Consider the following 13336-nt stretch of genomic DNA (forward strand, 5'->3'; position numbering starts at 1 on the left):
GAATTAGCGATCGTTCAGTCAGGCGTGCCGGGTTATCCTTCCGCCATGCTGTATCTCGCTTCCCGTTCCCCCCGCAGAAACGAACTGCTGACGCGCCTGGGCGTACCGTTCCGGATCCTCGATCTGGAGGTGCCGGAAGTGCGCGCGGCCGGCGAACCGGCGCAGGCCTACGTGCGCCGGGTGGCGCTGGACAAGGCGCGCGCCGGCATGGCGCAGCTCGGCGCCACGGCGGATGCGCTGGTGCTCGGCGCCGACACCGAGGTGGTGCTGGACGATCGCGTGTTCGGCAAGCCGGCCGACGCCGACGACGCGGCGGCGATGCTCGCTGCGCTGTCCGGGCGCACGCATCAGGCGATGACCGCGGTGGCGTTGGTCGGCGCGGCGCGCGAGGAGGTGCTGCTGGTGCCGACCGCGGTCAGTTTCGCGGTCCTGTCGGCGCAGGACATCGCCGACTACGTGGCCAGCGGCGAACCGATGGGGCGCGCAGGCGCCTACGCGATCCAGGGCGGCGCCGAGCGCTTCGTCAGCCGTCTGGACGGCAGCTATTCCGGGGTGATGGGCCTGCCTCTGCACCAAACTTCCCACCTGCTGCACGCCTTCGGAGTGCTTTGATGTCGCAAGAGATCCTGGTCAACGTCACACCACGCGAGACCCGGGTGGCCGTCATCGAGAACGGCATGCTGCAGGAACTGCACATCGAACGCGGTTGGCGCCGCGGGGTGGTGGGCAACATCTACAAGGGCCGGGTGCAACGGGTGATGCCGGGCATGCAGGCCGCGTTCGTCGAGGTCGGGCTGGAACGCGCGGCGTTCCTGCACGCCAACGACGTGGTGCGGCCGGCGCCGGTGGCCAACGGCGACACCGACGAGGCGCCGCCGTTGCCGGTGGCGTCGGGCGCGCCGATCGTGGAGCTGCTGCGCGACGGCCAGGACATCGTGGTGCAGGTGGTCAAGGACCCGATCGGCAGCAAGGGCGCACGGCTGACCACGCAGATCAGCATCCCTTCGCGCTACCTGGTGCTGCTGCCGCAGTCGCGGGTGATCGGGGTGTCGGCGCGGATCGAGGACGAGGCCGAGCGGCTGCGCCTGAAGACCCTGGTCGCCGACCTGGCCGCCAGCCATGGCGGCTTCGGCTACATCATCCGCACCAACGCCGAGGGCCAGCCGGCCGAAGCGCTGGCCGAGGACATCGCCTACCTGTCGCGGGTCTGGAACGTGGTTGAACGGCGCGGCCGCGAAGGCGCGCCGGCCAGCATCATCTACGAGGACCTGAGCCTGCCGCTGCGCGCGGTGCGCGACCTGATCCGCAAGGACGTGGAGAAGGTCAAGGTCGATTCGCACGAGACCTTCGAGCGCCTGCAGGCCTTCGTCGCCAAGTACATGCCGGTGCTGGCCGAGCGCCTGGAGCTGTACACCGGCGACCGCCCGATCTTCGACCTGTACGGCGTGGAGGACGAGATCGCGCGCGCGCTGGACAAGCAGGTGCCGTTGAAGTCCGGCGGCTACCTGGTCATCGACCAGACCGAGGCGATGACCACCATCGACGTCAACACCGGCTCGTTCCTGGGCCAGCGCAACCTCGAGGAAACGGTGTTCCGCACCAACCTGGAAGCAGCGCAGGCGGTGGCGCGGCAGCTGCGGCTGCGCAACCTGGGCGGCATCATCATCATCGACTTCATCGACATGGACGATGCCGAGCATCGCCGCCAGGTGCTGCGCACGCTGGAGAAGGCGCTGTCGCGCGACCACGCCAAGACCACGGTGTACGAGTTCTCGCCGCTGGGGCTGGTGGAGATGACCCGCAAGCGCACGGTCGAGAGCCTGGAGCGGCAGCTGTCCGAGCCGTGCCCGGAATGCAGCGGACGCGGCTCGATCAAGACCGCCGAGACCGTCACCTACGAGATCTTCCGCGAGATCACCCGCGCGGTGCGCCAGTTCGACGCGGCGCGGCTGCTGGTGATCGCCTCGACCAAGGTGGTGGCGCGGATCACCGACGAGGAGTCCTCGGCGGTGGCCGAGCTGGAGGAATTCCTCGGCAAGAGCATCCGTTTCCAGGCCGACGAGCAATACCTGCAGGAGCAGTTCGACGTGGTGTTGTTGTGAAGCCGGGATTGGGGATTGGGGATTGGGGATTGGTTGAGCGGCTTGATCGCAACCGGTTGCTGTCCGCGCGCATCGCGTTGGCGTTTGCGAATCCCCGATCCCGAATGCCCAATCCCGGCCCCTGATGCCCACCCCCCTGCGCCGCCGCCTGCGCCTGGCCCGCCGTTTCGCGTTCTACGCGGTGGCGATCGGGTTGGTGTGCGTGGCGTTGCTGGTGGGGGCGCTGAGCCAGGCGTTGCCGTTCGTGGAGCGGCACCCGCAGCGGATCCAGGCCTGGCTCAGCGAGCGCGCGGGGCGACCAGTCCAGTTCGACCGGGTCGAGACCGCCTGGACCCGGCGCGGGCCGCTGCTGCGCCTGGACGGCCTGCGCATCGGCGCCGGCGACGGGGTGCGCATCGGCCAGGCCGAGGTGCTGGTGTCGATGTACGCCGGCCTGCTGCCGGGCCGTTCCTTCACCGAACTGCGCCTGCGCGGGCTGGCGCTGACCCTGCTGCGCGGCGCCGACGGCACCTGGTCAGTGCAGGGCCTGCCGACCGCGCCGGCCGGCGATCCGCTGGACGCGCTGCAGGGCCTGGGCGAATTGCAGGTCATCGACGGCCGCCTGGCGGTGCATGCGCCTGACCTGGGCCTGGATGCGCAGTTGCCGAAGATCGACCTGCGCCTGCGCGTGGACGGCGACCGCCTGCGCGTCGGCGCGCAGGGCTGGATCGACCTGAAGCAGGCGCCGCTGACCGCGGTGCTGGACATGGACCGCCGGCGCGGCACCGGCCAGGCCTACGTGGCCGCGCGCGCGGCCGAACTGGGCGGTTGGTCGGGCTTGCTGCACGCCGCCGGGGTCCGCGTCGAAGGCGGCGCCGGTGCGGTGCAGGGCTGGGCGCAGCTGCAGCGGCACCGGATCGTCGGGGTCAGCGTCGAGGCCACGCTGCGCGACCTGCGCCTGAGCGGCGCGGCGCTGGCCGCCGGCGGTGCGCGGCCGCAGACCGCGTTCACCACGCTGCGCGCCACCGCGCGCTGGCGGCAGATCGACGGCGGCTGGCGGCTGGATGCGCCGCGGCTGCAGATCGGCCAGGCCGGGCTGCCGACACAGCGCCTGGATGGGCTGACCGTGGCTGGCGGGCGCCGCTTCGCGCTGCTCGGCGAGCACCTGGACGCGGCGCCGCTGCTGGCGGTGGCCGCGCTCAGCGACGGCCTGGCGCCGAACCTGCGCGCCTGGCTGCATGCGGCCAGGCCGCGGCTGCAACTGACCCAGGTGGCGCTGACCGGCAGCGCCGGCGGGCCGCTGTATGGGCAGGGCCGGCTGACCGAGCTGGCGTTCGCGCCGGTCGGGCAGTCGCCCGGGGTGAGCGGCCTGCGCGGCCGCTTCGATGGCGATGCGCAGGGCGTGGAGCTGGTGCTGGACGCCGCCAGCCCGGTGCGCTTCGACTGGCCCAGCGGTTTCGGCGTGGTCCACGAGGTGCGCCTGGCCGGGCGCATCGTGGCGTTCCGCGACGGCGCCGATCTGCGCGTGGCGACCCCGGCGCTGCGTGTGCAGGGCAGCGACTACGGCGCCGATTTTCGCGGCGGGGTGCGGTTCCAGGCCGACGGCTCGCGGCCGTGGATCGACCTGGCTGCCGACCTGCAGGACGCGCCGGTGACGGCGGCGAAGAAGTTCTGGGTGCATTCGAAGATGAGCAAGGCGGCCACCGACTGGCTGGACGCCGCGCTGCAGGGCGGGCGCCTGCGCGGCGGCCGTGCGCTGGTCTCCGGCGATCTGGACCAGTGGCCGTTCGTCGACCACAACGGCCGCTTCGAGGCCACCGCGCGGCTGGACGACGCCAGGATCCGTTTCCAGCGCGAATGGCCGGCGGTGGAGAAGGTGGACGCCGAGGTCGCCTTCATCGGCAACGGCTTCGAGGTGCATGGCCGCGGCGAGATGGGCGGGGTGCCGGTGGACCGGCTGTCGGCGGTGCTGCCGGACTACAAGCAAGGCCAACTCAGCGTACTGGCCAGCAGCCGCGCCGAGACCGGCAAGCTGCTGGCGATGCTGCGGCAGAGCCCGCTGCGCCGTCGCTACGGCGAGACCCTGGACGCGCTCAGCGCGTCCGGTCCGGCCGACGTCAGCTTCGACCTGCTGCAGCCGTTGCGCCGCGACGTGGGCGGCCATCACCTGCGCGGCAAGGTCGAACTGCTCGGCGCGCACATCGCCGATCGCCGCTGGGACGTGGCCTTCGACGACATGCGCGGCAGCGCCGACTACCGCGACACCGGCTTCGAGGCGCCGCAGCTGGCGGTGCTGCACGAGGGCCACGCCGGCGAACTGGCGCTGCGCGCCGGCGATGGCGTGCTCGATCCGCAACAGGCGTTCGAGGCGGCGCTGAGCGCCTCGGTGGACGCGGACGAACTGCTCGACCGGGCGCCGGAAATGGCCTGGCTCAAGCCCTACGTGCAAGGCCGCTCGCGCTGGAACATCGGCGTCGGCCTGCCCAAGACCGCCGATGGCGGGGTGCAGCCGCCGACCCGCCTGCAGCTGCATTCGGACCTGGTCGGCACCCAACTGCTGTTGCCGGCGCCGATGGACAAGGGCGTGGCGGCGCCGCTGGCGACCTCGGTCAACGTGCCGCTGCCGGTCGGCACCGGGCGCATCGAGGTGGCCTTCGGCAAGCTGATGGCGCTGGTCGCGCGCAGCCAGAACGGCAAGACCGGGGTCAAGGTGGTGATGGGCAGCGACCACGTGGTCGGCGACCCGCCCGGCGACGGCCTGACCGTGAGCGGGCGCACCGCCTCGCTGAACGCGATCGACTGGATCGGCCTGGTCAGCGGCCCGGATCCGGACGCGTCGGCCACGCCAGGTGCCGCTGACCCGATGCCGCTGCGCCAGATCGACGTGCTCGCCGACCATCTGCTGCTGCTCGGCGGCGTGTTCGACAACACCCGCCTGCGCCTGCAGCCGCAGGCCGACACGGTGGCGGTGCAACTGGACGGGCCGGCGCTGGCCGGCGAACTCAGCGTGCCGAGCAAGCCGGCCGGCGTGCTCGGCGGCCGCCTGGCGCGGGTGCATTGGCGCGCGGCGCCGAGCGCGGCGGCGGCCTCTGCTCCGGCTGCGGCCGCGACTCCTGCGGCCAGCGTCACGCCAGACCCGGCGACACCCGCAGCGGCCGCGGCCGCCGTGCGGCCGCTGACCAGCACGCTCGACCCGGCCAAGATCCCGGCGCTGGCGCTGGACGTGGACGACCTGCGCTTCGGTGCGATGCAGCTCGGCGCGGCCTCGCTGCGCACCCGCAAGCTGATCGACGGCATGCGCGTGGACCAGCTGCACCTGCGCTCGGACAAGCAGAAGATCGACATCAGCGGCGACTGGCGCGGCAAGGGCGCCACCGCGCGCACCCAGCTCATCGCCAGCGTGGACAGCCAGGACCTGGGCGCGCTGATGCAGAACCTGGATTTCGGCGGCCAGCTGCGCGGCGGCGAAGGCACACTGGGCCTGCGCGCCGCCTGGCCGGGCGATCCGGCCGGGTTCCAGCTGGCGACCCTGCAGGGCCAGCTCGACGTGGCCGCGCGCAACGGCCAGCTGCTGGAACTGAATCCTGGCGCCGGGCGCGTGCTCGGCCTGCTGAGCGTGGCGCAGCTGCCGCGCCGGCTGATGTTCGATTTCCGCGACTTCTTCTCCAAGGGCTTCGCCTTCAACCGCATCGACGGCCAGGTGCAGTTCGGCGACGGCGTGGCGCGCAGCGAGTCGATGCTGATCGACGGCCCCGCCGCGGAAATCAAGGTGCGCGGGCAGGCCGACCTGCGCGCGCAGCAGTTCGACCAGACCATCGACGTCAATCCCAAGGCCGGCAACCTGCTGACCGTGGTCGGCGCGGTCGCCGGCGGCCCGGTCGGCGCGGCGGTCGGCGCCGCCGCCAACGCGGTGCTGGGCAAGCCGCTGGGCGCGATCGGCGCGCGCACCTACCGCGTCACCGGCCCGTGGAAGGATCCGAAAGTGGAAGTGATCGAGCGCGATGCCTCGCGCCCGCCGGCGCCGCCGGCCGCCTCCGGCAGTCCCTGAATCGGCGCGTGTCCCGCGCCGCCCGCGCTTGCGCTGAGCGCCCCCGTCCCCCATGTTGAGCCCATGACCGAAAACGCCCTCAGCCTCGCCGAAACCCGCCTGTTGCTTCCCGCCGGCCTCGACGCCACCAGCCTGGAGCGCGCCTTCGGCACGCTGCTCGGCCCCGGCATCGACTTCGGCGACCTGTATTTCCAGCATTCGCGGCGCGAGAGCTGGAGCGTGGAGGACGGCATCGTCAAGGACGGCGCCCATTCCATCGAGCAGGGCGTGGGCGTGCGCGCGATCTCCGGCGAGAAGACCGGCTTCGCCTATTCCGACGACATCCACCGCGACGCGCTGCTGGCCGCGGCGCAGTCGGCGCGGGCGATTTCCCGCGACGGCGGCGCGCAGCCGGCGCAGTCGCTGCTGCGCGGCAACGGGCGCGCGCTGTACCCGGCGCTGGACCCGGTGGACGGCATGGGCAACGACCTCAAGGTCGAGATGCTGCGGCGCCTGGACCAGTTCCTGCGCGCCGCCGACCCGCGCGTGCAGCAGGTGATGGTCGGCCTGTCCGGCGGCGTGGACACGGTGCTGGTGGCGCGCAGCGACGGCGTGCTCGCCGCCGACGTGCGCCCGCTGGTGCGGCTGAACGTGCAGGTGATCGTCGAGCAGAACGGGCGCCGCGAGTCCGGCTATTCCGGCGGCGGCGGCCGCTACGGCTACGAGGTGCTGTTCGCCGATGGCCGGCCCGAAGCCTTCGCCAAGGAAGCGCTGCGCCAGGCGCTGGTGAACCTGGAGGCGGTGCCGGCGCCGGCCGGGGTGATGCCGGTGGTGCTGGGTTCCGGCTGGCCCGGCGTGCTGCTGCACGAGGCGGTCGGGCATGGTCTGGAAGGCGATTTCGCGCGCAAGGGCACCAGCGTCTATGCCGGCCGCATCGGCCAGCGCGTGGCCTCGCCGGGCGTGACCATCGTCGACGACGGCACCCTCGCGGGCCGCCGCGGCTCGCTCAACGTCGACGACGAGGGCACGCCGAGCAACTGCACCACGCTGATCGAGGACGGGGTGCTGGTGGGCTACATGCAGGATTCGCTGAACGCGCGGCTGATGGGCGTGGCGCCGACCGGCAACGGCCGCCGCGAATCGTTCGCGCACCTGCCGATGCCGCGCATGACCAACACCTACATGCTGGCCGGCCAACACGATCCGCAGGAAATGATCCGTTCGGTGAAGAAGGGCCTGTACGCGGTCAATTTCGGCGGCGGCCAGGTCGACATCACCAGCGGCAAGTACGTGTTTTCGGCGACCGAGGCCTATCTGATCGAGGACGGCAAGGTCACCGCGCCGGTGAAAGGCGCCACGCTGATCGGCAACGGCCCGGAGACCATGCAGAAGGTGCGCATGATCGGCCACGACCTGGCCCTGGACGAAGGCGTCGGCGTGTGCGGCAAGGACGGGCAGAGCGTGCCGGTCGGCGTCGGCCAGCCATCGCTGCTGATCGACGGGCTGACCGTGGGCGGGACGGCGTAGGCGCCGGGAGTGGGGATTCGGGATTCGGGATTCGGTAAAGCCGCGCGCGGCCGCTGTGGCGATGCCGATGCGCTTGGTCGGCATCGCCGCCCAGCGTGCCGAGGCGGTCGCGGGTGCACGACAGTGCGGGGCCGGCGCCGCCGTGGCTCAGTCGCGCGTGTCGTCCTCGGTGTCGATATCGTCGCTTTCGTCGTCCGCTTCTCCGAGTCCCGAGTCCCCGGTCCCGAGTCCCGAGTCCCCCAGCACCAGTTCGCGCAACTCCCGGAACAACTCCCGATAGGCATGCGGCGGCTTGTTCTTCAGCCGCTCTTCCTTGGCGTTGCGGATCAGCTGGCGCAGGCGCTGGCGGTCGGCCTCGGGGTATTCGGCGAGCAGCTCGGACAGCGCGGCGTCGCCGTCGGCCAGCAGCCGCGTGCGCCAGTCCTCGACCCGGTGGATCGCCGCCACTTCGCGGCGCGCGCCGTCGCTGTTGGCATCCATCGCCTCGCGGATCGCGTCCAGGGTCGCGTCGTCCTCGCGGCGCATCTGCTTGGCCAGGAACGCCAGCTGCCGCTTGTGCGCGATGTGCGAGGTGATGCGCTTGCTTTCCTCGATATGCGGGATCAGCGACTCGGGCACCGGCAGCTTGGCCAGCTGCGCCGGGGTCAGCGCCACCAGCTTCTCGCCCAGGGTCAGCACTTCCAGCGCCGCGCGGCGCTGCTGGCTGCGGCTGTCGCCGCGGAATTCACCGGTGTCTTCGTCGCGTCCGCGCATGGTCTTTCCAATTCGAATTTTCCGCTCCGCGTTGCGCGGAGCCGTTACCTCTACAGGATAAAGCATTGAACGCGATCACTTCCGAACTGCGCCGCGACGACAGCCTGGAACGCCTGGAGCGCCTGTCCGACATCGCCGGGCGGCTGCTGGCGCGGGCGCGCGAGCTGGGCGCCAGCCAGGCCGAGGTCAGCTGCAGCGAAGACCGCGGGCTGGACGTCAACGTGCGCCTGGGCGCGGTGGAAACGGTCGAGGCCACCCGCGACCGCGGCATCGGCGTCACCGTCTACTTCGGCCAGCGCAAGGGCAGCGCCAGCACTGCCGACCTGCACGAATCCAGCCTCGAGGCGACCGTCGCCCAGGCCTGCGCGATCGCCCGCTACACCGAGGACGACGTCGCCGCCGGGCTGGCCGACGCGGCGCTGATGGCGCGCGAGCTGCCCGAGCTGGACCGCTGGCATCCGTGGGCGCTGGAGGCCGAGGAGGCGATCGAGCTGGCTCTGGCCTGCGAGGCCGCCGGCCGCGACGCCGACCCGCGCGTGGCCAACTCCGACGGCGCCTCGGCCGGCAGCAGCGAGAGCCTGTCGGTGTACGCCAACTCGCACGGCTTCGTCGGCCGCGAGCGCAGCACCCACCATTCGATCGGCTGCGCGCTGATCGCCGGCCACGGCGACGGCATGCAGCGCGACGGCTGGTACAGCAGCGCGCTGGCGCGCGAGGATCTCGAGCAGCCGGCGGCGATCGGCCGCCGCGCCGCCGAGCGCACCGTGGCGCGGTTGCAGCCGCGCTCGCTGCCGACCGGCGAACTGCCGGTGCTGTTCGCGCCGGAGATGGCGCGTTCGCTGGTCGGGCACCTGCTCGGCGCGGTGTCCGGCGGTGCCCTGTACCGCCGCGCCAGCTTCCTGCTCGACAGCGTCGGCACCCGCCTGTTCCCGGACTGGTTCGCGATCGACGAACTGCCGCACCTGCGCCGCGGGCTGCGCTCGGCCGCCTTCGACGCCGAGGGCGTGGCCACCCGCGCCGCGCCGCTGGTCGCCGACGGGGTGTTGCAGCGCTACGTGCTGGGCAGCTATTCGGCGCGCAAGCTGGGCCTGCAGACTACCGCCAACGCCGGCGGCGTGCACAACCTGCAGGTCGCCGCCAACGCCGACGACCTGGCCACGATCGCGGCGGGCATCCCGCGCGGCCTGCTGGTCACCGAGCTGATGGGCAACGGCGTCAACCCGGTCACCGGCGACTATTCGCGCGGCGCCGGCGGCTTCTGGATCGAGAACGGCGCCATCGCCTACCCGGTGGACGAGGTGACCATCGCCGGCAACCTGCGCGAGATGTTCCAGCGCATCGAGGCGGTCGGCCGCGACATCGACGTGCGCTCGCACGTGCACATCGGCGCGGTGCTGGTCGGCAAGATGACGGTGGCCGGCAACTCCTGACCCCGCGCGCGGCGCCGCCATCCAGTCCGGATCGGCAGCCGCGACGCGGCGGCGGGCAGAGCAGGGGACAGGGAGCGGCGCAGCGCAGAACGGTCGGTTCCTGCTGGCGCGGACCGTCCCTGGCCATGGCGGCGCGGCCACGCCAGCGCCGGTCCGCGCCGCGACGGCTTGACAGGCTTGCGCAGGCCGCCGAGAGTGGCGCGCCAGGCGCCTTGCCCACTCACCACCATAGGAAGGGAAAATACCGATGAGCGAATTCGACAATGTGACCGCCCCGCCGCCGCCGCCGGCCGCCGCTGGCCCGCAGGAAGACCGCACGGTCGCACTGATCACCCATCTGTCGGGCATCATCGCCGGCTTCATCGTGCCGCTGATCATCTGGCTCATCAACAAGGACAACCCGGCCAAGTCGTTCCTCAACGACCAGGCCAAGGAAGCCCTGAACTTCCAGATCACCGTCGCCATCGGCTACGTGATCTGCGTGGTGCTCAGCATCATCGTGATCGGCGGGCTGCTGATGCCGGTGGTGTGGGTGGTGAACCTGGTGTTCTGCATCCTGGCCGGGATCAAGGCCAACGAAGGCGTGGCCTACCGCTACCCGTTCGCGCTGCGCCTGATCAAGTAAGCGCGGCACCGCTTCGCAAAAAAAGCCCGGCGTTCGCCGGGCTTTTTTATGGCGTCTGCAACTGCGCCGAGGGTTCCAGGCCGAGTCCAGGCGTGGCTGCGACGACGGCGGCCACGAAGTCCATCACCGCACGCACCGGTAAAGGCCGTGCATGGCGTTGCCGCAGATGTGCGGCGGCAGGTCAACCTGGCCTGGCGTCGCGCGTTTGCATTGACGACACCGACCGGGAGCGCCGCATGATCCGTCGTGAAACCCTGAGCGCCGCGAACCGCTTCGGCCTGGGCGCACGCCCCGGCGAACTGGCGACCATCGACGATCCGCGCGCGTGGCTGATCGCGCAGTTGCGCCCGCTGCCTGCCGCCGTCCCGGCGATGCGGGACCTGCCCGACAGCCTGGAGTACCTGCGTCGCGAAGCCGCCTACCAGCGCGAGCGGCGTCTGGCGCGGAGGCAGGCGCCAGCCGATGCCAAGCCCGCGCAGCAGGCCGCGCGCGGCCTGTACCGGCAGGCGCAGGCGCAGGAACTGGCGGCGCGTTACGCCGTCGCGGTGGCCAGCGCGGATGGCTTCGCCGAGCGCCTTGTGCATTTCTGGTCCAACCATTTCGCGGTGTCGGTCGACAAGCGCGCGGCCGCGCTGTACGCCGCGCCGATGGAACGCGAGGCGATCCGCCTGCATTGCATGGGCCGCTTCGCCGACCTGTTGCTGGCGGTGGAGCGGCATCCGGCGATGCTGCGCTACCTGGATAACGCCAACTCGATCGGTCCCGACTCGGTGCTGGCGCAACGCGCGCAGCGCCGTGCGGCGCGGCAGGGCCTGGAGGCGCCGCCGCGCCGTCCCGGCCTCAACGAGAACCTGGCGCGCGAGATCCTGGAATTGCACACGCTGGGCGTGGACGGCGGCTACACGCAGGCCGACGTCACCGAACTGGCGCGCGCGATCACCGGCTGGGGTGTGCCGGCGCCGCGCGATTTCGAGCAGGGCGTACCCGAGCACGCCTTCGTGTTCCGCGCGGCGGCGCATGCCGCCGGCAGCCGCCACCTGCTGGGCCGGCGCTACGCCGAAGGCGGGCTGGAACAGGGCGAGGCGATCCTGGGCGCACTGGCCCGGCACCCGGCCACCGCACGCCACGTGTCGCTGAAACTGGCGCGGCATTTCGTCCGCGACGATCCGCCGCCGGCGCTGGTGCAGCGCATGGCCGACGCCTGGCTGCGCAGCGACGGCCACTTGCCCAGTGTGTACCGCGCGCTGATCGACAGCGCGCAGGCGTGGAGCGCGGATGCGCGCAAGTTCAAGCAGCCGCAGGATTTCGTGCTGTCGGCGCTGCGCGCCGGCGGCGAATGGCCGCAGGCGCCGGCGCAGCAGAAGCAGGTGCTCGCATTGCTGGCGCGGATGGGGCAACCGCCGTTCACGCCGCGCTCGCCGGCCGGCTATGCCGACGCGGCTGCCGAGTGGAGCGGGCCGGATGCATTGTGGAAACGGGTGCAGGCGGCCGAGGCGTTGGCCGGCCTCGCACCGCCGACCGATCCGCTGGCCCTGGCCGGCAGCGTGTTCGCCACCAGTCTTGACCAGGACACCACCGGTGCCCTGCGCCGCGCCGAATCGCCGCGCGACGGCGTGGCCTTGCTGCTGGCCAGCCCGGCCTTCCAATGGCGCGCCTGAGCGGCGCGTCGCAACCGATCGCGGAGAACGTCCGATGCAGCTGACACGCCGCCGTTTCCTCGCCGCCAGCGGTGCGGCCACGTTGTTGAGCCTGTGGTCCGGTCCCGGCCCGGCCGCGCCGGTCGCGGACACCCGGCTGCTGGTGGTGTTGCTGCGCGGCGCGCTGGACGGCCTGCATGCGCTGGTGCCGCAGGGCGATGCCGACTACGCGCGGCTGCGCGGCGCGCTGGCGCCGCAGCAGACCTTGGCCCTGGACGGCAGCTTTGCGTTGCATCCGGCACTGGGCTTCGCCCATGAACTGTATGCGCGCAAGCAGTGGCTGCCGGTGGTGGCGGTGGCGCCGCCGTATCGCGAACGCTCGCATTTCGAAGCGCAGGACTGCCTGGAGAACGGCACCGCGCGGCCCAGCGGCGCCTCCAGCGGCTGGCTCAACCGCTGTGCGGCGGCGCTGCACGGGGCCGAGGCGCTGTCGGTGAGCGCGGTGACGCCGCTGATCATGCGCGGCCCTGGCGCGGTCAGCAGCTGGTCGCCGCCGCTGCCGAGCGCGGTCAATCCGATCCTGCTGCAGCGGTTGCAGCCGCTGTACGCCGCCGACGCGCAGTTGGCCGACGGCTTCGCGCGCGCAGTGCGCGGGCAGGGCATGCAGGTGGACAGCGTCAAGGGCGGGCAGCTGCCGCAGGCGATGCGCGCCGCCGCCAGCTTCATGGCCACGGCCGATGGCCCACGCCTTGGCTTCGTCGAGGATTCGGGCTGGGACACGCACGGCAACCAGGCCGCGGTGCTGCAGCGCAAGCTGGGCGAGCTTGATGCCGGATTGCGCGCGTTCCATGACGGCGCCGGCGCGAGCTGGCAGCGCAGCGTGGTCGCGGTGGTGACCGAGTTCGGCCGCACCGCGGCGGTCAACGGGACCGGCGGCACCGATCACGGCACTGGCGGCGTCGCGTTCCTGGCCGGCGGCGCGGTGCGCGGCGGGCGCATTGCCGGCGACTGGCCGGGGCTGTCGCCGCGCGCGTTGAACGAAGGCCGCGATCTGCGCGCCACGGCCGACTTGCGTGGCCTGTTCAAGCATCTGCTGGGCGCGCACCTGGGCGTGTCCGAAGCGGCGCTGGACACGCAGGTGTTTCCCGGCAGCGCGGCGGTGCGGGCGATGGATGGGCTGGTGGCGTCGCGCTGAGGCGTAGTGGCGATGGACGCTGGCGCGTCAGATCCGTTGCCGCATGCGCGGCGAACATGGG

Annotated in this window: 9 protein-coding genes; 8 read left to right on the forward strand and 1 reads right to left on the reverse strand. The window is 72.1% G+C overall.

Annotation, left to right across the window (positions count from 1 at the left end):
- The first annotated feature begins 45 nt into the window (after positions 1 to 45).
- The 4 genes from J2Y70_RS02500 (at position 46) to tldD (ending at position 7635) form a co-directional block, all read left to right on the forward strand.
- On the forward strand, positions 46 to 612 hold the full coding sequence (locus J2Y70_RS02500) for a Maf family nucleotide pyrophosphatase (protein ID WP_309912840.1): 567 nt from the start codon (positions 46 to 48) through the stop codon (positions 610 to 612).
- On the forward strand, positions 612 to 2102 hold the full coding sequence (gene rng / locus J2Y70_RS02505; RefSeq protein ID WP_309912844.1) for a ribonuclease G: 1491 nt from the start codon (positions 612 to 614) through the stop codon (positions 2100 to 2102). The genes J2Y70_RS02500 and rng overlap by 1 nt, the downstream gene beginning before the upstream one ends.
- 124 nt (positions 2103 to 2226) lie before the next feature.
- Positions 2227 to 6129 carry a YhdP family protein gene (locus tag J2Y70_RS02510; protein ID WP_309912847.1) on the forward strand — a complete coding sequence of 1301 codons (3903 nt, stop codon included), beginning with the start codon at positions 2227 to 2229 and terminating at the stop codon, positions 6127 to 6129.
- 63 nt (positions 6130 to 6192) lie between these two features.
- A complete protein-coding gene (gene tldD, locus J2Y70_RS02515; protein ID WP_309912850.1) occupies positions 6193 to 7635 on the forward strand; it encodes a metalloprotease TldD in 1443 nt (480 codons plus the stop codon).
- 147 nt (positions 7636 to 7782) lie between these two features.
- Here tldD and yjgA read toward each other — a convergent pair whose 3' ends face one another.
- A complete protein-coding gene (yjgA, locus tag J2Y70_RS02520) occupies positions 7783 to 8388 on the reverse strand; it encodes a ribosome biogenesis factor YjgA (protein ID WP_309912852.1) in 606 nt (201 codons plus the stop codon).
- A 65-nt stretch (positions 8389 to 8453) separates the two neighbouring features.
- On the opposite strand from yjgA, the gene pmbA reads away from it, so the two are divergent.
- The 4 genes from pmbA (at position 8454) to J2Y70_RS02540 (ending at position 13275) form a co-directional block, all read left to right on the forward strand.
- Positions 8454 to 9818 (forward strand): metalloprotease PmbA, encoded by a 1365-nt coding sequence (gene pmbA / locus J2Y70_RS02525; RefSeq protein ID WP_309912855.1) that lies wholly within the window; start codon positions 8454 to 8456, stop codon positions 9816 to 9818.
- A 247-nt stretch (positions 9819 to 10065) separates the two neighbouring features.
- Positions 10066 to 10443: a DUF4870 domain-containing protein gene (locus J2Y70_RS02530; protein ID WP_263397815.1), complete on the forward strand. Its 378-nt coding sequence runs from the start codon at positions 10066 to 10068 to the stop codon at positions 10441 to 10443.
- A 236-nt stretch (positions 10444 to 10679) separates the two neighbouring features.
- A complete protein-coding gene (locus J2Y70_RS02535; RefSeq protein WP_309912859.1) occupies positions 10680 to 12101 on the forward strand; it encodes a DUF1800 domain-containing protein in 1422 nt (473 codons plus the stop codon).
- Between the two features lie 34 nt (positions 12102 to 12135).
- Positions 12136 to 13275 (forward strand): DUF1501 domain-containing protein, encoded by a 1140-nt coding sequence (locus J2Y70_RS02540; protein ID WP_309912861.1) that lies wholly within the window; start codon positions 12136 to 12138, stop codon positions 13273 to 13275.
- Positions 13276 to 13336: the final 61 nt, after the last annotated feature.

The organism is Xanthomonas sp. 1678 (genome assembly GCF_031455575.1).
GTDB lineage: Bacteria > Pseudomonadota > Gammaproteobacteria > Xanthomonadales > Xanthomonadaceae > Xanthomonas_A.